Origin of the sequence: Nitratidesulfovibrio sp. 1201_IL3209 (assembly GCF_036763125.1) — a bacterium.
In the GTDB taxonomy this organism is placed as follows: domain Bacteria; phylum Desulfobacterota; class Desulfovibrionia; order Desulfovibrionales; family Desulfovibrionaceae; genus Cupidesulfovibrio.
This window is the reverse complement of sequence record NZ_JBAIYT010000006.1, coordinates 80,332-100,607: the sequence shown is the minus strand read 5'-3', so window position 1 is coordinate 100,607 and position 20,276 is coordinate 80,332. Positions and strand designations below refer to the sequence as shown.

Annotated in this window: 17 protein-coding genes and 1 other RNA gene; 3 read left to right on the top strand and 15 right to left on the bottom strand. The window is 71.5% G+C overall.

Annotated features, from left to right (window positions below; all coding sequences use genetic code 11):
* Positions 1-77: 77 nt before the first annotated feature.
* Both mqnC and mqnE read right to left on the bottom strand, forming a co-directional pair.
* A complete protein-coding gene (mqnC, locus tag V6B97_RS05150) occupies positions 78-1,238 on the bottom strand; it encodes a cyclic dehypoxanthinyl futalosine synthase (protein WP_333505424.1) in 1,161 nt (386 codons plus the stop codon).
* Positions 1,235-2,434 carry an aminofutalosine synthase MqnE gene (gene mqnE / locus V6B97_RS05145; protein ID WP_333505423.1) on the bottom strand — a complete coding sequence of 400 codons (1,200 nt, stop codon included), beginning with the start codon at positions 2,432-2,434 and terminating at the stop codon, positions 1,235-1,237. The genes mqnC and mqnE overlap by 4 nt, the downstream gene beginning before the upstream one ends.
* A 371-nt stretch (positions 2,435-2,805) precedes the next feature.
* Here mqnE and V6B97_RS05140 point away from each other — a divergent pair, with 371 nt between their 5' ends.
* Together V6B97_RS05140 and V6B97_RS05135 are read left to right on the top strand one after the other, a co-directional pair.
* A complete protein-coding gene (locus V6B97_RS05140; RefSeq protein ID WP_333505422.1) occupies positions 2,806-3,678 on the top strand; it encodes a 1,4-dihydroxy-6-naphthoate synthase in 873 nt (290 codons plus the stop codon).
* A gap of 281 nt (positions 3,679-3,959) precedes the next feature.
* Entirely contained in the window at positions 3,960-4,646 is a 687-nt protein-coding gene (locus V6B97_RS05135; RefSeq protein ID WP_333505454.1) for a substrate-binding periplasmic protein, read from the top strand.
* 264 nt (positions 4,647-4,910) lie between these two features.
* Here V6B97_RS05135 and rny read toward each other — a convergent pair whose 3' ends face one another.
* From rny to glmU, 5 genes are all read right to left on the bottom strand, one after another.
* The gene (gene rny, locus V6B97_RS05130; RefSeq protein ID WP_333505421.1) at positions 4,911-6,470 is read right to left on the bottom strand and encodes a ribonuclease Y; all 1,560 of its coding nucleotides are present in this window, start codon (positions 6,468-6,470) and stop codon (positions 4,911-4,913) included.
* 287 nt (positions 6,471-6,757) lie between these two features.
* Positions 6,758-6,943, bottom strand: a non-coding RNA gene (ssrS, locus tag V6B97_RS05125) — 6S RNA.
* A 22-nt stretch (positions 6,944-6,965) separates the two neighbouring features.
* Positions 6,966-7,229 carry a cell division protein ZapA gene (gene zapA / locus V6B97_RS05120; RefSeq protein WP_333505420.1) on the bottom strand — a complete coding sequence of 88 codons (264 nt, stop codon included), beginning with the start codon at positions 7,227-7,229 and terminating at the stop codon, positions 6,966-6,968.
* A 15-nt stretch (positions 7,230-7,244) separates the two neighbouring features.
* A complete protein-coding gene (gene zapB, locus V6B97_RS05115; protein WP_333505419.1) occupies positions 7,245-7,481 on the bottom strand; it encodes a cell division protein ZapB in 237 nt (78 codons plus the stop codon).
* A gap of 31 nt (positions 7,482-7,512) precedes the next feature.
* Positions 7,513-8,880, bottom strand: a complete 1,368-nt coding sequence (glmU, locus tag V6B97_RS05110; RefSeq protein ID WP_333505418.1) for a bifunctional UDP-N-acetylglucosamine diphosphorylase/glucosamine-1-phosphate N-acetyltransferase GlmU — start codon at positions 8,878-8,880, stop codon at positions 7,513-7,515.
* Between the two features lie 311 nt (positions 8,881-9,191).
* Here glmU and V6B97_RS05105 point away from each other — a divergent pair, with 311 nt between their 5' ends.
* Complete coding sequence (locus V6B97_RS05105) at positions 9,192-9,662, top strand: HAD family hydrolase (RefSeq protein ID WP_333505416.1); 471 nt, start codon at positions 9,192-9,194, stop codon at positions 9,660-9,662.
* 91 nt (positions 9,663-9,753) lie between these two features.
* On the opposite strand, the gene V6B97_RS05100 is transcribed toward V6B97_RS05105, so the two are convergent.
* The 8 genes from V6B97_RS05100 to V6B97_RS05065 all read right to left on the bottom strand — a co-directional run bounded on the left by V6B97_RS05100 (position 9,754) and on the right by V6B97_RS05065 (position 19,978).
* Positions 9,754-10,614, bottom strand: coding sequence for a substrate-binding periplasmic protein (locus V6B97_RS05100; protein ID WP_333505415.1), 861 nt, complete (start codon positions 10,612-10,614; stop codon positions 9,754-9,756).
* A gap of 85 nt (positions 10,615-10,699) precedes the next feature.
* A complete protein-coding gene (locus tag V6B97_RS05095) occupies positions 10,700-12,430 on the bottom strand; it encodes a multicopper oxidase family protein (protein WP_333505414.1) in 1,731 nt (576 codons plus the stop codon).
* A gap of 286 nt (positions 12,431-12,716) precedes the next feature.
* The gene (locus V6B97_RS05090; RefSeq protein WP_333505412.1) at positions 12,717-13,898 is read right to left on the bottom strand and encodes an ATP-binding protein; all 1,182 of its coding nucleotides are present in this window, start codon (positions 13,896-13,898) and stop codon (positions 12,717-12,719) included.
* A 183-nt stretch (positions 13,899-14,081) separates the two neighbouring features.
* Positions 14,082-15,029 (bottom strand): precorrin-4 C(11)-methyltransferase, encoded by a 948-nt coding sequence (cobM, locus tag V6B97_RS05085; RefSeq protein ID WP_333505411.1) that lies wholly within the window; start codon positions 15,027-15,029, stop codon positions 14,082-14,084.
* Positions 15,010-15,879: a substrate-binding periplasmic protein gene (locus V6B97_RS05080; protein ID WP_333505409.1), complete on the bottom strand. Its 870-nt coding sequence runs from the start codon at positions 15,877-15,879 to the stop codon at positions 15,010-15,012. Before V6B97_RS05080 ends, cobM begins: the two co-directional genes overlap by 20 nt.
* A gap of 68 nt (positions 15,880-15,947) precedes the next feature.
* A complete protein-coding gene (gene cbiE, locus V6B97_RS05075) occupies positions 15,948-17,369 on the bottom strand; it encodes a precorrin-6y C5,15-methyltransferase (decarboxylating) subunit CbiE (RefSeq protein WP_333505408.1) in 1,422 nt (473 codons plus the stop codon).
* Complete coding sequence (gene cbiD, locus V6B97_RS05070) at positions 17,366-18,745, bottom strand: cobalt-precorrin-5B (C(1))-methyltransferase CbiD (RefSeq protein WP_333505407.1); 1,380 nt, start codon at positions 18,743-18,745, stop codon at positions 17,366-17,368. The genes cbiE and cbiD overlap by 4 nt, the downstream gene beginning before the upstream one ends.
* 237 nt (positions 18,746-18,982) lie before the next feature.
* On the bottom strand, positions 18,983-19,978 hold the full coding sequence (locus tag V6B97_RS05065; RefSeq protein WP_333505406.1) for a quinone oxidoreductase family protein: 996 nt from the start codon (positions 19,976-19,978) through the stop codon (positions 18,983-18,985).
* Positions 19,979-20,276 lie beyond the last annotated feature (298 nt).

The window sequence follows — 20,276 nt, the reverse complement described above, 5'->3', positions numbered from 1 at the left end:
GGCGGGGGAGAGTTTTTTACGCCTCCGGCGGGCAGGGGGCTTTGCCCCCTGCACCCCCGATTCTCTCATGTCATTCTTTATCCCTGTATCTCCCCTTCCACCACGGGCTGGGGCGACACGGGGGTGTAGTCCATGGAGCGTTGCACGGGGGTGAACCCGGCGGCGCGGATGCAGTTGTGGATCTCGCGGCGCGAGAGGCTGAAGCTGACCCCGGCGGCGGCCACCACGTTTTCCTCGATCATGAGCGAGCCGAAGTCGTTGGCGCCGAAGTACAGGGCCAGTTGGGCCACCTGCGGGCCCATGGTCACCCAGGATGCCTGGATGTTGTCCACGTTGTCGAGCACTAGGCGGGACAGGGCCAGCAGACGCAGGTAGGCGGGCGCGGGTTCCGGGTCGCGGTGGATGTTGGTGTGCGCGGGCTGGAAGGTCCAGGGGATGAACGCGGTGAACCCGTGGGTGCGGTCCTGCACCTCGCGCACGGCGAACAGGTGGTCCAGGCGGTGGCGGGGCTGTTCCTCGTGGCCGAACATCATGGTGGCGGTGGTGCGCAGGCCCTGGGTGTGGGCCTCTTCCATGACGCCCAGCCAGCGCGACGCGGAACACTTGTTGGGGGAAACCTGGGCGCGCACCTCGTCCACCAGGATTTCCGCGCCGCCGCCGGGGATGGAGTGCAGCCCGGCGGCGCGCAGCCGCGCGATGACCTCGGCCACGGTGATCTTTTCGAGCTCCGCGAAAAAGACGATCTCGGGCGGCGAAAAGGCGTGGATGTGGATGGCGGGGTAGGTGGCGCGGATCCAGCCGATCATGCCCTCGTAGAAGGACAGGGGCAGGTCGGGGTGGTGGCCGCCCTGGAGCAGGATCTGGGTGCCGCCGAGGGCCAGGGTTTCTTCAATCTTCTTGCCAAGTTCCTCGCGCGTCAGCACGTAGCCCTCGGGGTGGCCGGGGGCGCGGAAAAAGGCGCAGAAGCGGCAGGCGCACACGCAGACGTTGGAATAGTTGATGTTCCGGTCGGCCACGTAGGTGACCACGGGCTGCGGATGCTTGCGCAGGCGCACGGTGTGGGCCAGGTGCCCCAGGGTGTGCAGCCCGGCGCGGGCGTAAAGCAGGTCGGCGTCGGCGCGGGTCAGGCGCTGGCCGTCCAGCACCTTGGCGGCCACGGCGCGCACGTCATCGGATTCGCCAAGGGACGAGCCGCCGGGCATGATGGGGGCGGTGGCGGTGGACGTGGCGGCGCTCATGCCCGGACCTCCGGAGTGACGGCGTGGCCCGTGTCGCATCCGGGGTCATGCCCGGTGTCATGTCCGGTGTCGCGCAGGATGGCGTCCGGGTCGGCCACGGGGTTGAAGTGCGAGTCGCGGCGCACCGGGGTGAAGCCGGAGCGGCGGATCATCAGTTCCAGTTCGGGCACGGTGAGGGATTGGGCGGAATCGGCCCCGGCGTCGTGGCCGATGCGTTCCTCGACGATGGTGCCGTCCAGGTCGTCGGCCCCGAAGTACAGGGCGGTCTGGGCCATCTTCACGCCCATCATCACCCAGTAGGACTTCACGTGGGGCACGTTGTCCAGCATCAGGCGGCTGACGGCCACGGTGCGCAGCCGGTCCAGGCCCACGTGCTCGCCCACCCGTTCGGGCGGGAGCTTGAGCAGGCTGTTTTCCGTCAGGAAGGGCAGGGGGATGAAGCAGGTGAACCCGCCGGATATGTCCTGCTGCTCGCGCAGGCGGCACAGGTGGTCCACGCGGTGCTCGAAGGTCTCGATGTGCCCGTAGAGCATGGAACAGTTGGTGCGGATGCCCAGGGAATGCGCCTCGCCCGCCACGCGCAGCCATTCCTCGGCCGTGGCCTTGCGCGGGCAGATGCGGGTGCGCACTTCCGGCGCGAAGATTTCGGCCCCGCCGCCGGGCATCATGGCCAGACCCGCGTCGCGCAGGCGGTGCAGCACGTCCAGGGTGGAGATGCCCTCCATGGCGGCGAAGTGGGCGATTTCCACCCCGGTGAACGCCTTGACGATGCTCTGCGGACGCGCCGCGCGAATCCGCCTGATGACGTCCTCGAACCAGGCTAGGTTCAGGTCCGGGTGGCAGCCGCCCACGATGTGCACCTCGGAGAACGGGGTGCCCCGGTCGTCCAGCACGCGGTGCAGGATGTCGTCGGGCGTCAGCGCGAAGGCCCCGGCCTGCCCGCGCTCGCGCTGGAAGGCGCAGAACAGGCAGCCGTTGACGCAGATGTTGGTGTAATTGACGTGCCGGTTGAGCACGTAATAGGTTCTGTCGCCGTGCAGGCGGGTGCGCGCGTGGTGGGCCAGGGCGCCCACGGCGGTGATGTCGGGGCAGTTGAACAGCGCCAGGCCCTCTTCGGGCGAAAGGCGCGCGCCTTCCATCACCTTTTCGAAGGCGGTCCCAAGGCCCAGGCGGGCGTAATGGGCAGCGTCGAGCATGTGTCCTCCGTACTGACGGACGGGGTGGCGGGACTGGAATGTCTTGCGGAGGGCGGCTTGGCCGCCTGGCCGCCGGACCGGACTGGGCCGGATTGGGCCGGACCGGACCGGATCGGGGCTTGCGCCCCGGTGACGGAAGGCGGAGTATCGACCCGGCGTGCCCCCGTGTCAACACCGCCCGCGCGCCGTGGCGACGGCGTGCGGCACGGTGGGTGCGAGCCTGCCGCCGCCGGACCGGACTGCCGTTCGGGTGCGGCCGCCGGTTGCAACGCCGCCGTGCCGGTGGGGTGTTCCGCCCCTTCCCGTGCCGCACGGCCCCGTATTCATATCCACCCGCCCGGCAACCCGGACGGCGCAGCAAGGCCGCTTCCATGTCCCCGCAGAACCAGCATTCGCCGGCGGTTTCCCTGTCCCCTTCGCGCATCCTGTCGCTGGGCATCTCGCCCTGTCCCAACGACACCTACATCTTCCACGCCCTGGCCAAGGGGTGCATCGACCTGCCCTGCGGGTTCGACCTGTTCATGGCCGACGTGGAGGTGCTGAACGGCCGCGCCCGCGTGGGCTCGCTGGATGTGACCAAGCTGTCGCTGGCGGCCATGGTCCACGTGCTGGACGAGTACGTGCTGCTCAACGCCGGGGCCGCGTTGGGGCGCGGCTGCGGCCCGCTGCTGGTGGCGCGCGAGCCCATGTCCCCGGCGGACCTGGCCGGGGCGCGGGTGGCCATTCCCGGCCGCATGACCACGGCCAACCTGCTGCTGTCGCTGCACGGCGTGCTGCACGGCCCGCGCGAGGAAATGGTGTTCGACCAGGTCATGCCCGCCGTGGCCGCCGGAAAGGCCGACTGCGGGCTGGTCATCCACGAGGGGCGCTTCACCTACGGCGGCCATGGCCTGCACTGCGTGCTGGACCTTGGCCGGTGGTGGGAATCCGCCTACGGGCTGCCCCTGCCGCTGGGGGCCATCGCGGCGCGACGCGACCTGGGCGAAGCCGCCATCCTGGCCGTGCAGGACGCCATCCGCCGCAGCCTGGAATACGCCAACGCCAACCCGGCGGCCTCGCGCGGGTGGATACGCGAGCACGCCCAGGAACTGTCCGACGAGGTCACGGACAGCCACATCCGGACCTTCGTGAACGATTTCAGCCTGGACCTGCGCGACGAGGGCCGCGCCGCCATCCGCGCGCTGCTGGAAAAGGCCGCCGCCATAGCTGGGCGCAGCCTGCCCGCGCTGCCCCTGTTCGCCTGAGGGGGCAGCGCATTGACAATCCTTCCGGGGCATCATAGCTCAATATAATGTTGGGCGAACACTCAGCGGCGGCGCCGCCGGGAACGCCCGGAGGGTTCGGCGTGCCCGCCCCCAGGGGGGAGCGCGTGGAATCCGGCCACCGAAACGCGCACGGCGGGGCAATCGCCAGGCGTTTCCCATCTCGTCGGGGGAATCCATGTCGCGGCCATGGGGCATACTGCTGCACCTGTCCATGACGGTCCTGCGCATGGCTGCGGTGACGGCGCTGGCGCTGCTGGCGCATCCGGCGGCGGGCAGGGCCGCGACCCCCGCTGTGCAACGACGAGCACTTTCCCCTTTCCTACCGTGACGACGCCGGCAAGCCCGCCGGGCTGTATCCGGAAATCCTGCGCGAAGCCGCGCGCCGCTCGGGCGTGCAACTGGACATCCGCGTGGCCCCATGGACGCGGGCCCTGCGCGCCCTGGAAACGGGCGAGGCGGCCCTTGGCGGGGCCTTTTCCACCACCCGCGCGCGCGGGCAGTGGCGGGTCAGCCTGCCCCTGCACCTGGAGCGCATCGTGGCCGTGCTGCCCGTGGAAAGCGCCTTCCAGGCCAGCCGCGTGGCCGACCTGAAGCAGCACCGCACCTGCATCGTGGAGGGCTGGAACTACGGCCCGCCCCTGGACGGCGCTCTTGCCGACGGGGCCTGGAACCTGGACCCCGCGCCCAGCGAAGCGCTGTGCCTGCGCAAGCTGGAGGCGGGCCGGGTGCAGGTGGCGCTGGTGGGCGAGGCAGGCGCGCTGCGCCTGCTGAACCCCGCCGCGCCTTCGCGCATGCGCACGGCGCCGGTGGGACTGGAACTGCCGGTGCACGTCTTCTGGCCGCTTACCGTGCCGGACGAGACGGTGCGCCGCATGGACGTGGCCCTGCGCCACATGGACGAGGACGGCACCCAGCGCCGCATCGTGCGGCGCCACGTGGAGCCGTGACGGGGCTGGCCGGATGCCGCGGGAATGGACGCCTCCGGCGGCCAAGGGGCTACCGCCCCTTGGAACCCCATGTTTTGTGTTCTCGTAATGTGCAGGGAACACAAATAAAAGTTTTAGGGGGAGGGGGTCCGGGGGAGGAGACCCTTTTCCAAAAGGGTCCCTCCCCCGGACGAAGTTGGGTTTGTCAGCAGTCTGAAAAGCCCGGCCTGGCGGCCGGGCTTTCTTCGGTTCTGCGGGGGGGGGTGTGCGGCGGGGCCGCGCGGGCTACTTGGCGAAGCCCACGGCGCGGCGTTCGCGGATGACCGTGACCCGGATCTGGCCGGGGTAGGTCAGGTTCTTTTCGATCTTGCCCGCGATGTCCTTGCACAGCATGTAGGTCTGGTCGTCGTCCACGTTGTCGGAGTTGACCATGACCCGGATCTCGCGGCCCGCCTGGATGGCGTAGGCCTTGGCCACGCCCTCGAAGCCGGTGGCGATGTTCTCCAGGTCTTCCAGCCGCTTCACGTAGTTTTCCAGCAGTTCCTTGCGCGCGCCGGGGCGTGCGCCGGACAGGCCGTCGGCGGCCTGCACCAGCACGGCCAGGGCGGACTTGGGCGGGGTGTCCTCGTGGTGGGCGGCGATGGCGTGGATGATTTCCTTGCTTTCGTTGTACTTCTTGGCGATGTCCGAGCCGATGATGGCGTGCGGCCCTTCCACCTCGTGGTCCACGGCCTTGCCGATGTCGTGCAGCAGGCCCGCGCGCTTGGCCTTCTTGATGTCCATGCCCAGTTCGGCGGCCATCATGCCACACAGGGCGGCCACTTCCAGCGAGTGTTGCAGCACGTTCTGCGAGAAGCTGGTGCGGTACCTGAGCTGGCCCAGCAGGCGCACGATGTCCGGGTGGATGCCGTGCACGCCCGCGTCGAAGGTGGCCTGTTCGCCCACCTCGCGGATCTGCACCTCAAGCTCCTGCTCGCACTTGCGCACGATGTCCTCGATGCGCGCGGGGTGGATGCGCCCGTCCTGGATCAGCCGTTCCAGGGCCATCTTGGCCACCTGGCGGCGCAGCGGGCTGTAGGCGGAAAGGATGACTGTCTCTGGGGTGTCGTCGATGATCAGGTCCACGCCGGTGGCCGCTTCCAGCGCGCGGATGTTGCGCCCCTCGCGGCCGATGATGCGGCCCTTCATGTCCTCGCTGGGCAGGGTCACGGCCGTCACCGTCTGCTCGCCCACGTAGTCGCCCGCGTAGCGCTGGATGGCGTTGGCGATGATTTCCTTGGCCTTGCGGTCGGCGGTTTCCTTGGACTCGGTTTCGATGAGCCGGATCATCTTGGCGGCTTCGTGGCGGGTGCGCGCCTCGATGTCTTCGAAAAGACGCGATTTCGCCTCTTCGGCGGTCAGGCCCGATATTTCCTGCAGGCGGCGCTCCTGTTCCTCGATGCGGCTGGAAATCTGCTCCTCCATGTCGGCCATGTGGCGTTCGCGGCGGGTCAGCTCCTTTTCCGCGGCGAGCACCTCATGTTCCTTCTCGGTGGCCTTTTCCAGCTTTTCCTCAAGGCGTTCGCCCTGTTCCTGCATCTTGCGGTCACGGGCCTTCAACTCGCGCTCGCGCTCCTTGATTTCATGTTCCAGTTCGCGCTTCTGATGAAAGATTTCGTCCTGGCCCTGGAGCAGGATTTCCTTTTTCTGGGCCTGCGCTTCCTTGCGGGCTTCCTCGACGATGCGCTTGGCGAGTTCGTTGGCATCGGCGATGCGCTTGGAGCTGACATAGCGGTGCAGGGCATAGCCCGATGCCGCGCCGATGATCGCTCCCACGACGACGTAGATGATTTCGATGAGCCCCATACTGCAACTCCCGTTATGGTGTCGGACCAGCGTCCGATGTAGCGTCCGGCAAGCGGGCCTGGCGCGCCTTCCGGGCCGTGCGCGGGCCGCCCCCCCCGGGGGGAGGAACGGCGGCGGCGCCACGGCGTGAAGACGCGCCAAATCACCGTGCCGATTCCCTGAGCACGGGGAAGACGGGAGCTCGGGCAAGGAGGGGACGGACGGCCGCGTCGCCGGGGTCCGCGCACTCTTGTGCTAAACGCGGATGCCCCGCCGGGCGGGCCTTGTTGGGGGCGAGGGGGCATGGACGAAGCCCCGGAGCGCCGTGTGACGTGCCAAAGCAGGACCTGACTATGTCAGGGTGGGGACCTCGGGCGGGCCTTCAGGCTCCCCGGCGCGGGGCCGGGTCTGCACACCGGTCCGCCGTACAGGTCCCCTGTTTTTTTCTTGTGAGGTCAGCGATGGCAGGTCAATCACGCACACTCCAGGGATCGTTATGCATCGGCGCAACGGGAGTTACGCAGATTCCTCTATTTTCGCCAGCAGGGCTTCCATGCGGGTGCGCATTTCATCCTTCTGCCGGGTAGACTGCAACAGGTCGTCCGCCAGTCCCAGAACCAGAAAGGTCAGCAGCTTCTCCTTGCTGAGCTGTCTTCCGTGGAACTTCAGCCTGTCGAACCGTTCTTCCACCAGGGCCTTGGCGGTTTCGACCCTTGCGGGGTCGGCCTCGGCCTTGAAGGAAACCTCAAGCCCCAGGACGGTGAGGTTGTAGGTGCGCATGGGGCCTCGACGCGCCTAGGCGTCGCCGGTTTGGTCCTTGAGGCGGAGCAGCAGCGCGTCGATGCGCGTAAGCACCGCATCCTTTACGGTGCGCTCCTCGTCAAGGGCTTCCTTGAGGGTCCGGTTCTCTTCCGCCAGCGCCGAAAGGCCGCCTTCGACCTCTTCCCGAAGGCGACGGTTCTCCTCGCGCAGGGTTTCGAGCTGCGACAGGAGCGCCGTGACGCGGGTTTCAAGCAGGTCAATCAGTTCCATGTCTGTTAAATAGCCGTTTCACGGCGTGAAATCAAGGGTTCCCGCGGCGCGGCATGGTCGTCTGGCGGCCCCGCGCGATGGCCAGCGAATCGTCCGGAACATCCTTGGTTATCACGGACCCGGCGCCCACCAGGCTGCGGGCGCCTATGGTCACCGGGGCCACCAGCGCGCTGTTGCTGCCGATGAACGCCCCCTCGCCGATGACGGTCTGGTGCTTGTGTGCGCCGTCGTAGTTGCAGGTGATGGTGCCCGCGCCGATGTTGGCGCCGGGGCCCACCTCCGCGTCGCCGAGGTAGGTCAGGTGGTTGGCCTTGGCCCCCTTGCACAGGCGGGCCTTTTTCATTTCCACGAAGTTGCCCACCCGTGCGCCTTCCTCCATCACCGCGCCGGGGCGCAGGCGGGCGTAGGGGCCCACCACGCAGCCGGGGCCGATTTCGGCCTTTTCCACGTGGCTGAAGGGGTGCACGGCAGCGCCTTCGGCCACCACGGCGTCGCGCAGCCAGCAGTGCGAATGGACAACGGCCGCGCGCGCGATGCGCGACGCGCCGTAGATTTCGCACGGGCCGTAGAGTTCCGCGCCCGGCTCCAGCACCGCGCGCGGGCTGATGCGCACGGTTTCCGGCGCATGGATGAGCACGCGCTTCTCTATCCAGTTCAGGGCGATGCGCGCGCGCACCAGGGCCTCCGACCTGATCAGCTCGGCCGGGTCGTTGACGCCCAGCAGATTGGGATCCTGCCCGCATTCCACGCCGATGACGTCCATGCGCTCGGCCACGGCCAGCCCGACCAGGTCGGTGATGTAGTATTCGCCGCTCTTGTTGGCGTTGGTCAGGCGCGGCAGCAGCTTTTCCACCGCGTCCATGCGCAGGCAGTAGATGCCCGCGTTGATCTCGTCGGGTTCCGGGCCGTACAGGGTTTCGTCGTAGTCCTTGGCCTCGACGATGGCCACCACGCGGCGGTTGTGGCGCACCACGCGGCCGTACGCGCCGGGGTCGGGCAGGGTCAGGGTCATGAAGGCCACGTCCGCGTCCATGGCTTCCTTGAGGAAGGTGGCCACGGTGGACGTGGGCAGCAGCGGGGTGTCGCCGTTGACCACCACCACGCGGTCGAGGCCCGCGCCTTTCAGCTCGTCCCAGGCGGCCTGGAGGGCGTGCCCGGTGCCCAGCTGTTTTTCCTGCACCACGAAGCGGTGGTCCTCGCCCTTGAACGCCGCGCGCACCATGTCGGCCTGGTGGCCGATGACGGTCCACACGTTGCCGCCGAACAGAGGTTCCAGCGCGTCGTACACGAAGCGCAGCATGGGTTCGCCCAGGATGGACTGCAATACCTTGGGCTTGTCGGAATGCATGCGGGTGCCCTTGCCCGCTGCCAGTATGAGAGCGCCGGTGATGGACGCCATGGTTCCTCCGTCGCGAAGGGGTGTTTTTCGGGTGTGCGCGCCGGGGAGGCGGCGCGTCGTCCGGTTTCTAGCCCCCCGTGCGGGGGCTGTCCAGTGGGAAGGGGCCGTACTCCCGGCCGTGCGCCGGTGCCGGGCGGGATTCGCGCGGCGCGGCGGGGCATCCCGACCGGGCGGGTCCGCACGCGTTGCCACCCCCGGCGCAACCGGATACAGGGACGGAGCGCGCACCGCGCGGGTGGCGACAGCGGGGAGGGGCCGCACGCATGCCATGGTTCCCGCCGGAAAGGGACGCGCAACCGGGGTAGGCCGACATGCTCAGACTGGAGATTCCGGGCCGCGAGGCCCTTGAACTGGACCACCTGGTCCTTGACTACAACGGCACCATCGCGTCCTCGGGCGCGCTGGTGGACGGCGTTGCCGAACGCATCGCCCGGCTGGCCGGAGAACTGGCCGTGCACGTGGTCACGGCAGACACCTTCGGCACCGTGGCCTCGGCGCTGGCCGGGCTGCCGGTGCGCCTGCACGTGCTGCCGCCCGGCATGCAGGACGAGGCCAAGCGTCGCTACGTGGCCGACCTGGGCTCGCTGCGCACCGTGGCCATGGGCAACGGCCGCAACGACCTGCTCATGCTGCTGGAGGCCGGGCTTTCGGTGGCGGTGATGGGCGACGAGGGCGCCTCGGTGCAGGCGCTGTGCGCCGCCGACGTGGCCGTGCGCCACATTTGCGACGGGCTGGACCTGCTGCTGCACCCGCTGCGGCTGGTGGCCACGTTGCGAAGATAGGAACATCCGGCCGTTCCGCCGCCGGTGCCCAAGGCGGTTCCGGGGCGGGCCTTCCCTTTCCGGCACCTTTTCCGCGCGGGCCGCGCCTTGGCTACTGCCCGTCCAGGGCGCGCTCCACGATGCGGGCGTAGGTGCCGTCGGCCCGCATGTCGCGGATGGCCGCGTCGAAGGCGCGCAGCAGTTCGCGCTGCCCGGCCTGCCTGCGGAAGGCCAGGTGCACCGGCAGCACCGCCAGCGGCAGCGGGGCCACCGCCACCAGGCGGGTCAGTCCCAGCCGTTCCCGCAGCCACAAGGCCCCTTCGCGGGTGATGATGGCGCCGTCCAGCCGCCCGCCCGCCACCTTCAGCATGTTCTGGGCCTCGCTGCCCGCTTCCTCGGCGACGAACGCGCCCGCCGTGCGCGCGGCGTCCAGGGCGTCGCCGTAGCTCCAGCCGCGCACCACGCCCAGCCGCATGCCCCGCAGCGCGGCCATGGGCTCGCCGTACGGCCCGGCAAGGGCCTCGGGCATGTCCGTGCCCGCGGGAACCACCAGATGCAGGCGTTCCTCGAACAGCGGAGAGGAAAAGTCGTGCAGCAGCAGGCGCTGGCCGGTGGAGTACAGGCCGCACACCCCGGCGCGCCCGGCGTCCAGTTCCGCCATGGCCCGCGCCCATGGCGTCGGCTCCAGGGCCGTCCTCAGCCCCAGGCGGTGGAACGCCTCGGCCGTCAGTTCCGGGTAGATGCCGCGTGCGCGGTGCGCCTCGCCCGAAAGCCGGTAGGCATACGGCGGCAGGTCTTCGTCGAACAGCACCCGCAATGGCGGGAGGGGTCCCGATCCGGCGGAGCGGGCGGATGCGGCCGGATTGGCCGGAAGCGTGCCGTCGGCGCAGTGTCCGGAGAATGGAAGCGTCAGGCCCGCGGCCAGGACGGCGAGCAGGGGCGCGGCCACGGCAAGCAGCAGCCGTCGGACCACGCGGCGCGACGGCCGCCGGGCGCGTGGCCCGGCGGATTCCTCCTCCGGTCCCCCGGCGCTTCCCGCGGCACCCTCGGCGCCCGCGCTACGGCACGGCCACATCCTGCACCATCCCGTCGTCCAGGCATTCCAGCATGCGCGAATACAGCGCGGCGCGCTGCTGGCCGTCCGGGCCGTCGCGAAAATCCACCAGCACCTTCACCGTCTCGCCGGGCCAGACCAGCACCGTATCCTTGATGCCGGTGTCGGCGGCGGCGCGGCCCGCCGGGTCCACGGCCAGGGCGGCCACGTGGGCCGGGCTGCCGCTCCGCTCCAGCACGCGCAACTGGTAGCCGGACAGGTGCAGGGCGTGGGGGATGGAGACCGCGTCGTTGGACAGTTCCCAGACTTCGGGCTTGCGTTCGGGCACGCGCTGGGCCGGAAAATCGTCGGGCAGGTCCACCCGCGTGTCGTGGCGCATGGCGAAGGGCTGGCCGTTCAGCAGCCATGCGGGACGGCCCATGACCTCGCCGCGCGACACGTGCAGGCGGCGCGGCGGCCCCTGCGGCACCGGGGGAGCGGCGGGAAAGTCGCACAGCCGCACGGGCAGGGGCAGGTCATAGGCCACGCGCTGCACCACCCGCAGCCGCAGCAGCCGCGCCGCCTCGCCCTCGCCGGGCGATCCGGCCCCGCCGGAGGCGGCCCCCGCACGGCGCATGGGGTCGAAGGGCAGGTTGACCACGTACCATTCGTCGCCCGGACTCGCCGCGCGCAGGTCCACCAGGATGTCCGCCCGCTCGCCGGGACCCAGGAACAGCCGCTGCGCGGGCAGCGGGCGTTCCAGCATGCCGCCGTCGGTACCCATGAGCAGGAAGGGCAGCGGCGCGCCGCCGGCGCGGGCCAGCCCCGCGTGCAGGATGCGCGCGTTGCACATGTTCACCAGCCGCAGGCGGTACATGCGGGTGACCACGTCCAGCCGCGCGCCGGGCACGCCGTTGACGGTGAGCACGTCACCCACGAGACCCGAGACCCGGTCGTCTAGGGAGGGCGCGTAGACCGGCACGCCGTTGCGGTTCAGCCGCCGGTCCTGGATCAGCAGGGGAATGTCCGAGGGACCGAGGCCGGGACTGCCGGGATTGGGCAGGGCGGCCTGGAAGGCCCCGGCGCCCGAGGCCCCCAGCGGTTCGATGTCCATGGCGGCCAGGGCGGCGCGTTCCTCCTCGTCGTCCACGATGCACAGCCCGGCCATGCCCTGGTGGGTCTGGCGGCCCGAAAAGCCCGGCGCGATGGCGTGGTACGGATAGACGCCCGCCCGGTTGCGCAGGGTGACGCGGTATTCGAAGCTGGCGCCGGGCAGCAGCATCATCACCGGATGGCCGCCCATGCGCCAGTCGGCCAGCAGGCCATGCCAGCGCAGCAGGGTGGGGGCGTCCAGCCGGTTGACCAGGCGCACCCGCAGCGAGGCGCCGCGCTGGATGAGCAGGGTGGGATTCCAGCAGGGGTGGCGGTCGTGTTCGGTTTCGAAGCACAGCGGCGGCGCGGGGGGGATGTCGTCGGTGGGCAGCAGCGGGGCGGAGGTGGCGGAAAGTTCGATGCGCGCCCCGCCGTCCATGAGGCCCATGAAGGAATGGTCGCCGGGCAGGGGCAGGGGGGTGTCGAACGTGGCGGCGGAGTGCAGCCCGGCCAGGGGGCGCGGCGGGGGAAGCGGGACGCTGACCGGGCGCAGGGCGGGTTCGGCCTGGGCCGCCAGGGCGGCGGGGCGCAGCCCCCAGGCGGCGCCGGTGAGCGCGGTGATGCCGGCCAGTTTCAGGAAGCGTCGTCTGCCGATGCGCCGCATGGTTGCTCCTGCGTTTCCGGTGGGGTGCGCTTCAAGGGGAGAGGCCGGGGCCGGGAGAGGCGGCGTGGCCCTGCATGGCCCGGTTTGGCTGGCTTGGCCCGGTATGGTTATGTCGCAAGGGCCTGTGGAAGGCCGCAGGTGCCCTTGGGCACGCAATATCCTGACAGGCGCGCAATATCCCGAAATGATTTTGGGACGATAGCGCGGTTGTCCACGAAAGTGAAGCGGGTGCGGTATCGCGCTGCGGCGCGCCCTTGCCGTCGGAGCCGGAGAATCCGGGAGACGGCTACCCCGGCGTGCGGGCGTTGCCGCTGGCGGTACGGGTTGCGGGTTCTTCCGGCGTGGCCGTGGCCGGGGGCAAGTCAGGCCGGGTCAGATCATACCGGGCCAGAGCGGGCCCGGCCAGGTCGGGCCGGGACAGGTCCGGATGGTCCAGAGCCACCGGGGCCACCGGGGCCACCTCGCCGGGCAGCACCAGCGGGGCGGGCTTGCCCGGCGCCAGCACCAGATGCAGGGCCTTGCCGGGGCAGCGCAGTTCGCACACCCCGCAGCCCATGCACGCGGCGGCGTCGATGACGGGGAGGACGACCGGACGGGCGCCGGGAGGGGGCGCGTCCGGTGAAGACGTTTCCGGCGCGGGGCCATGGGCCATGCCCACCGCGTCGAAGGGGCAGACGCGCGCGCACAGGCCGCAGCCGATGCAGGCGGCCGGGTCCACGCGGGCCACGTAGCCCGAGGAGACCAGCATGGGCGTGCCCTCGCGGTGGGCCTGCATGGCCCCGCAGCAGCAGGTGCAGCAGTTGCAGATGGCGTAGTAGCGGCCCAGCACCGCCTCCTTGAAGAAGGCGTGCGAGACGTGGCCGCGCCGGTTCTCCGCCTCCACCACGCGGATGGCCTCTGCGGGCGTGACGCGGCGGGCCATGTCCGGGTGATGCTCCAGCACGAAGTCCACCACCGGGCCGCCGGCCAGGATGCACACGTCCACCGGGGTGCAGTGGTCCTCCCTGGTCAGGCGGCAGGGGCAGTCCAGCAGGGCAAGGGCGTCGGCGTTGTCGAGGATGATGTCGCGCGCCATGCGGAAGGGCAGCACGGTTTCCGGCACCGTGGTGGACACCGGCCGCCCCACGGCGATGAGCCGGGGCAGCGTGCCCGGCGGCATGACCTTGCCGTGGTAGGTCTGGGCGAATTCCGGCCCGAACTCCCCGGCCTTGCCCCACACCCCCAGCAGGCCGCCCAGCCGGGCCAGCGGCGCGGCCAGCCAGCGGGCCAGCGGGTGCCGCCCGGTGCCCACGCCGATGTAGAACAGCGGCCAGCGCAGGTAGATGTAGCCGTGCAGGGCTTCCATGAAGCTGCCGTGCGGACGGTCGAGGGCGGCGCGCCAGAAGGCGCGGGCCGAGGGGCGCAGCGGCGCGAGCAGCAGGCGGCGCAGGCCGCGCGACAGGGAATGCAGGATATCCGAGAGACGCATGGGACCTCCCGTTGGCGGGCGGGGGAGCCAGGACGCTGCCGCCATGATGCCCGCATCCGGAAGGCGATGCAACCGTGTGCGCCATTGTCACGCAATGTTCACGGGGCGCGCCCGGAATCGGGCGCGGAAGGGGGAGGGAAAGAGGAGGAAAAGGGGACGGGAAGGCGGAGGGCGCGCCCGGGGTCAGTCCTTGCTGCCTTGCGGATGCGGGGCATCGTCCCCGTTTTCGCGGATATCGCGCCAGCCGTGGGCGAAGTCGGCCGCGTACAGGCGCGACGCGGTATCCCCCGCCGCCTCGCCGGGCAGCACCAGGAACACCGTCTGGCGCGAAAACCCGCGCGACCGCACGGTTTCGGCCAGCCCGCCCGCCGTGGTCCAGGCCAGGGACTGGTCGGGCCAGCCCACCCTGTGGGCCGCCAGCACCGGCGTGCACGGGTCCACGTCCGCCGCCGCCAGTTCCTCTTCCAGCCGTTCCGGGGCGGCGGCGGAAAGGTACACCGCCATGGCGCTGCCGTGGCGGGCCAGTTCGCGCAGCCGTTCCGCGCCGGGCACGGGGGTGCGCCCTTCCAGCCGGGTGATGACCAGCGACTGGGTGACCTCCGGCGCGGTGAACGACACCCCGGCGGCGGCCGCGGCGGCAAAGGCCGCCGTCACCCCCGGCACCACCGAGCAGGCGATGCCCTCGGCATGCAGCAGGCGCATCTGCTCGCGCACGGTGCCGTACAGCGAAGGGTCGCCGGTGTGCACCCGCGCGGCCGTGCCCCCCGCAAGGGCCGTCTCGCGCAGCAGGGCGTGGGTTTGTTCCAGCGTGAGCGGGGCGGAATCGACCACCCGCGCGCCGGGACGGGCGCAGGCCACCACCTGCGGCGGCACCAGCGAGCCCGCGTAGAGCACCAGGTCCGCCGTTCCGATGATCCGCCGGGCCTTCAGGGTGAGCAGTTCCGGATCGCCGGGGCCCGCCCCCACGAACCACACGTGGCCCCCTGTCGGTGGCGAGGCCGCTGGGGAGGGCGCTGGGGAGGGCGGTGGCGAGGCCGCTGGGGAGGTCGCTGGCAAGGGCGTTGGGGAGGGCGCGGGAGACGCATCGGCGGCGGGTGCCCCGCCGGGCCGGTCATTGTCCTTGGTGGGCATGCAGGGTCCTGTCGGCCTCGGCCAGTATGCGCGCGTATTCGCCGCTGGCGCGCATCCGCCCCAGGGCGCTGTCGAACTCCGCGGCCAGCGAGGCGTTGGCGGCGGTGGGGGCAAAGGCCACGTAGGCGGAAACGTAGTCGAAGGCGGGCAGCATGAACACCGGCTCCCTGCCGGGGGCTAGGCGGCGCAGCAGCGCCCGCAGGGTGGGCTCGGTGCCGGGCACGGCCGCCACCTCGTGACGCAGCAGGGCCTGCACGCCTTCCTGCAACGAGTAGAAGAACGAGGTGCGGATCAGCCCCTTGCGGGCCAGCAGGAGGTCCATGGTGGGGCCGTAGCTGTAGCCCAGGGCCAGGGCGACGGGTTTTTCGCCGTACAGGATGGCGTCGCGCCCGGTGCTGCCTGTGTCGGCGGCCAGGTTTCGGTCGCCGGGGTGCACCATCAGGATGACGTCCTCGTCGTAGAGGGGCACCGTGGTGTAGTGCAGGAGCTTTTCGCGCTCGGGGGTGCGGTAGGCCGCCAGGGCCGCGTCCAGCTTGCCCTGCATGACCAGGGAAAGGCCACGGTTGAAGGGCGTGACCACGAATTCCACCTCGCGCCCCAGGCGGTGCAGCACGGCGCGGGCCACGTCCACGGCGGCGCCGTACGGCTGGCCTTCGTGCAGGTAGCTCCACGGCGGCTGGTCGAGGATGAACACGCGCAGCGGCCCGGCGGAATCGCCGCTGACGGCGCTGGCGGTGCCGGCGGCGCGCGTGCCGGAGGAAACGGTGATTTCGACGGCCGCGACCGCCCGCGACGGGATCGCCAGCAGCAGGAGCAGCAGCAGGGGCAGCCATGGCGTCGGCCGCGTCATTCGTGTCGTTAGTGCCATCCGCTTGGCTGGTTCGGGGCCGGAACGGTCTGGATGGAAGGGGCGCGGGGTCATGCTGCGTCACCTCCGGGCCGGGTGGCCGCCACGATGAATACGGGGTTCATGGCCGCAAGGCGCAGGTCGCCCAGCAGGGGCACGGCCTCGCTGGCCTGGATGCAGGCCACTTCGGCGGGCCAGCCGTGCCGGGCCAGCGCGGCGCGCACCCGTTCCAGCGTGCCCAGCAGCACGCAGTGCGCCACCAGGCGTCCTCCGGGGGGCAGGCGGCGGCACACTTCGTCCAGCAGCGGGTTCGCGTGGGGGGAATGGCCGTCGTCCCCCAAGCCCCCACCCCCAAGTCCGCCACCCCCAAGCCCACCCCCCCCAAGCCCACCGCCAATGAACACCCGGTCCGGGTCGGGCAGGCCGTCGAGACAGCCCGGCAACTCGCCATGGACAACGTGCAGGTTGGACGCGCGGAAGCGGTGGCGGTTCTCCTCGATCAGGGCCACGCGGGCCGGGTCGCGCTCCACGGCCACCACCAGCCCGTGGCGGGCCAGGGCGGCGGCCTCCACCGACACGGCCCCGCTGCCCGCGCCCAGGTCCCACACGGTGTGGCCGGGGGCGATGCGCAGGGCCGCGAGCCCGGCGGCGCGCACCGGCCATTTGGTGATCAGCCGGGCCTGCACGGCGAAGTCGCCGTCCGGGATGCCCAGCACGGGCGGGGGAGGGGGCGCGGAAAGGGAGGGAGCGGCGTCGGGCACCAGCAGGATCGTGCAGTTGCCGCCCAGCGAGTCCAGTTCCCGAAGCCGGGTGGCGGCATCTTCCGGCGCGGGTGCATGGCCCGCGTCATTCGCGTCATGCGCATCATTGGGAGACAGGGGAAAAGGGGGCAGGTCGAACACCGCGTGGCGCTCGCCGGGGCTGCCCATGTCGGCAAGGGCGTGCAGGCGCAGCCCGCCGACCCCGCGGGACGACAGGAACCGGGCGATGGCCCCCGGCGTGTTGCGTCCGTCGGTCAGCACGCACACCGGTCCGCCGGTATGCCGGGCGTCGCGCAGGGCCGCCGTGAGCGGCCGGAAGTCGTCCCGGCCGTGCAGGGACACGCAACGGGCCTCCTGCCACGGCAGGGCCAGCCGGGCGGCGGCCTGTTGCAGGCTGGACGCGGCGGGCAGCACCCGCAGCGCGCCGGGGCCGAAGGCTGCGGCCAGCCGCGCGCCGATGCCGAAGAACAGCGGGTCGCCGTCGGCCAGCACGGCCACGCGCAGGCCGCGCTCCCGGCACTGCCCGATGGCGTCCAGCGCCTCGTCCAGCGCCCCGCCGATGACGATGCGCCGGCCGGGATGGTCGGGAAAGGCGTCCAGCAGGCGCGCCCCGCCCGCCAGCACCTGGGCCTGCGCCAGGGCGGCGGCGTGGCCGGGCGGCAGGGGGGTTCCGCGCAGGCCGCAGCCGATGACCGTCACGGGATGGGGCGTGGGGGGGGGCGTGCGCGTCATGCCGTCACCAGACATCTGCCGTCCATGTGGAAAAGGTGCACCGTCACCGTGACGCTTTCGGCCCCGTCTGTCCAGCCATGAGCGGCGTCGCGCCCCCGTTGGGCCACGGCCCGCAGCACGGCGGGGTGGGCCGGGTCGGCCAGCAGGAGTTCCAGGGCCTGCCCGGCGGTGTTGGCGGCGGCCACCGCCGCGCACGTCGCCGCCCCCGCTCCGGCGTCGGCGGCCCACCGGGCCAGCAGGGGCAGGTCCAGCGGCGCGGTGTGGGCGTGGGTGTGCGGCAACCCCTGCGCCAGCTTGACCAGCTTGCCGAAAAAGCAGCCCCAGGCCACCCGGATGAAGCCGCGCCGCGCGGCGGCCGCCAGCGAGAAGGCCGCGAAATCCGCCGCCTGCACGAAGGCCAGCGGCGGCAGGGCCGGGTAGGCGCGCATGAGCAGGGTTTCGCTGCGCCGCCCGGTGGACAGGCAGACCTCGCGCAGCCCGGCGGCCCTGGCCACGTCCAGCCCCTGGGCCACGGCGGCCTGCCACGCGTCGTGGCTGTAGGGGCGCACCGTGCCCCGCGTGCCGAGGATGGAAATGCCGCCGACGATGCCCAGGCGCGCGTTCAGGGTGTGCCGGGCGATGCGTTGCCCCTCGGGCACCCGCGCGGTGACGCGCACCGTGCCGCGCCAGCCCGCCGCCGCGCATTCGTGGCGCACGGCGAAGGCCAGTTGCCTGCGCGGTTCGGGATTGATGGCCGGTTCGCCCACGGCCACGGGCAGGCCGGGCAGGGTGACCCGGCCCACGCCCGTGCCGCCGCGCAGCAGCACGGCGACCCCGTCGCCACGGGGAAAGGGCAGGACCAGGTCCGGCGAGTCCGGCGAGTCCGGCCTGTCTGGCCTGTCCGATCTGCCCGGCCGGGACGTGCCGTCCTTCGACAAGGACATGTCGTCCTCCGGCAGGGATGTGCCTTCGGGGGCGCACTCCACCAGCGCTTCGATGCGCGCCCCGTGGGTGGCGTCCGGGTCGTCGCCGCCGTCCTTGACCACCACGCCCAGCGCCGTTCCGCCGCCCGCCCGAGCGGGAACCATCGGCACGGCCTCGGCCACGGGCACGTCCAGCCAGCCCGCCGGGGTGGTGTCGTCCCCGTCGCCGGTGAACGGCGGCAGCGGCACGGACACCATGTCCGGCCGCATGCCGCTCAGCAGCAGGCGCAGGGCGGCCGTGGCCGCCGCAGCCAGGGCGGAGCCGGTGGTGAAGCCCTCGCGCAGGCCGACCCCGTCCGGCGGGGGGGCGTCCGTGCGCGGGCGCGCGTCGTCCGCAGGCGGGGCGTCCCGTTCCGGCGAACCGTCACGCGGGGGCGGGGAAGCGGGCGGTGTGGAGGAGAAACGGTCGTTCATGCGGCTCTTTCATGTGCGGCGGGTGGGGCGATCAACCTGGCGCGGGAACGGAAAGTCCATGCGGCGGGCCATGCTATCAGGAAACGCCCCGGCATGCAGCAGCGCCGGGGGCGGGGTTCCCCGGCGGGCGCCGGGCCGCCGCGCCGTCACGTGTTCCGTCCCGGCCGACGGCCCGAAGCCGAAAGATCGAGGCCGGACGCCGCCGCGCCCGGCCGTGTCCGTGTTTTCTCCTGTTTCCTATACCAGCAGCACCGTGGATCCGGTGGTCCTGCGCGATTCCAGCGCGCGGTGCGCGTCGGCCGCCTGCGCCAGGGGGAAGGTCTGGTTCACCTGCACCTGCACGATGCCCGCGCGCACCACGTCGAACAGGTCGCGCGCGTGGGCCAGCAGGTCGGGCCGCTGCGCCGTGTAGTGCATCAGGCTGGGCCGGGTGAGGAACAGCGAGCCCTTGGCCGCCAGCAGGCCGGGGTTGAACGGCTCCACGCTGCCGGACGACTGCCCGAACGAGACCAAGGTGCCCATGGGGCGCAGGCAGTCCAGCGAGGCCATGAACGTGGCCTGCCCCACCGAATCGTACACCACGTCCACGCCGCGCCCGTCGGTGAGTTCGCGCACCCTGGCCGCCACGTCCTCCTGCCGGTACAGGACGACGTGCTGGCAGCCGTTGGCCCGCGCGCGTTCCGCCTTGGCCTCGTCGCCCGCCGTGCCGATGACCGTGGCCCCCAGATGCCGCGCCCACGGCACCACCAGCGAACCCACGCCCCCCGCGGCCGCATGCACCAGCATGGCGGTGCCCTCGGTCACCGGGTAGCAGCCGCGCAGCAGGTAGCGCGCGGTCATGCCGCGCAGCATCATGCCCGCCGCCGTGACGAAGTCGATGTCGTCCGGCAGGACCACCAGGCGGTGGGCGGGGATCAGGCGGTGTTCGGCATAGGCCCCCACCGGGTTGCCCGCATAGGCCACCCGGTCGCCGGGGCGCACCTCGGTCACGCCCTCGCCCACGGCCTCCACGGTGCCCGCGCCCTCCATGCCGGGGATGGCGGGCAGCGAGGGCAGCGGGTACAGCCCGGTGCGGTGGTACACGTCGATGAAGTTGAGCCCCACGGCCCCGTGGCGCACCAGCGCTTCGCCGGGGCCGGGCGCGCCGGGGTCGTGGTCTTCCCAGCGCAGCACTTCCGGCCCGCCGGTTTCGTGGAAGAAGATGGCCTTTGACGTTCCGGATGTGCTGGACATGTGCGCCTCCCGCGCGGGGGGATGCCCGCGCCGCTGCCGTTGCCGGGTGCGATTCCCGATGGACCGCTCCGTTGGACCGCTCCGTCGCGTCGTCGCCCCTGCCGCCGTGCCGCTGAAAAGGGACCGGCGCCGGGAGCGGGGCCGGGGCGGACGTTTACCCTGCATGGTAGGTCAGCTTGGGGGTTCGCACAAGAAGGTCCGGAAAAGTAACCGGGTTCCCGTGCGGGAACGAAGCCGGGCGGAAGGCGGCGGAAAAAGACCGGGCACAAGGTGGAAGCGATGCCGGAAGGCCGGTGCG

Bases quoted from the DNA above. Each gene is read 5' to 3' on its own strand.
- V6B97_RS05105 (WP_333505416.1), top strand. From the start codon at position 9,192: ATGCTCAGACTGGAGATTCCGGGCCGCGAGGCCCTTGAACTGGACCAC.
- rny (WP_333505421.1), bottom strand. From the start codon at position 6,470: ATGGGGCTCATCGAAATCATCTACGTCGTCGTGGGAGCGATCATCGGC.
- cbiE (WP_333505408.1), bottom strand. From the start codon at position 17,369: ATGACGCGCACGCCCCCCCCCACGCCCCATCCCGTGACGGTCATCGGC.
- mqnE (WP_333505423.1), bottom strand. From the start codon at position 2,434: ATGCTCGACGCTGCCCATTACGCCCGCCTGGGCCTTGGGACCGCCTTC.
- glmU (WP_333505418.1), bottom strand. From the start codon at position 8,880: ATGGCGTCCATCACCGGCGCTCTCATACTGGCAGCGGGCAAGGGCACC.
- cbiD (WP_333505407.1), bottom strand. From the start codon at position 18,745: ATGAACGACCGTTTCTCCTCCACACCGCCCGCTTCCCCGCCCCCGCGT.
- zapB (WP_333505419.1), bottom strand. From the start codon at position 7,481: ATGGAACTGATTGACCTGCTTGAAACCCGCGTCACGGCGCTCCTGTCG.
- V6B97_RS05080 (WP_333505409.1), bottom strand. From the start codon at position 15,879: ATGACGCGGCCGACGCCATGGCTGCCCCTGCTGCTGCTCCTGCTGCTG.
- cobM (WP_333505411.1), bottom strand. From the start codon at position 15,029: ATGCCCACCAAGGACAATGACCGGCCCGGCGGGGCACCCGCCGCCGAT.
- zapA (WP_333505420.1), bottom strand. From the start codon at position 7,229: ATGCGCACCTACAACCTCACCGTCCTGGGGCTTGAGGTTTCCTTCAAG.
- V6B97_RS05090 (WP_333505412.1), bottom strand. From the start codon at position 13,898: ATGCGTCTCTCGGATATCCTGCATTCCCTGTCGCGCGGCCTGCGCCGC.
- V6B97_RS05140 (WP_333505422.1), top strand. From the start codon at position 2,806: ATGTCCCCGCAGAACCAGCATTCGCCGGCGGTTTCCCTGTCCCCTTCG.
- V6B97_RS05095 (WP_333505414.1), bottom strand. From the start codon at position 12,430: ATGCGGCGCATCGGCAGACGACGCTTCCTGAAACTGGCCGGCATCACC.
- V6B97_RS05065 (WP_333505406.1), bottom strand. From the start codon at position 19,978: ATGTCCAGCACATCCGGAACGTCAAAGGCCATCTTCTTCCACGAAACC.
- mqnC (WP_333505424.1), bottom strand. From the start codon at position 1,238: ATGAGCGCCGCCACGTCCACCGCCACCGCCCCCATCATGCCCGGCGGC.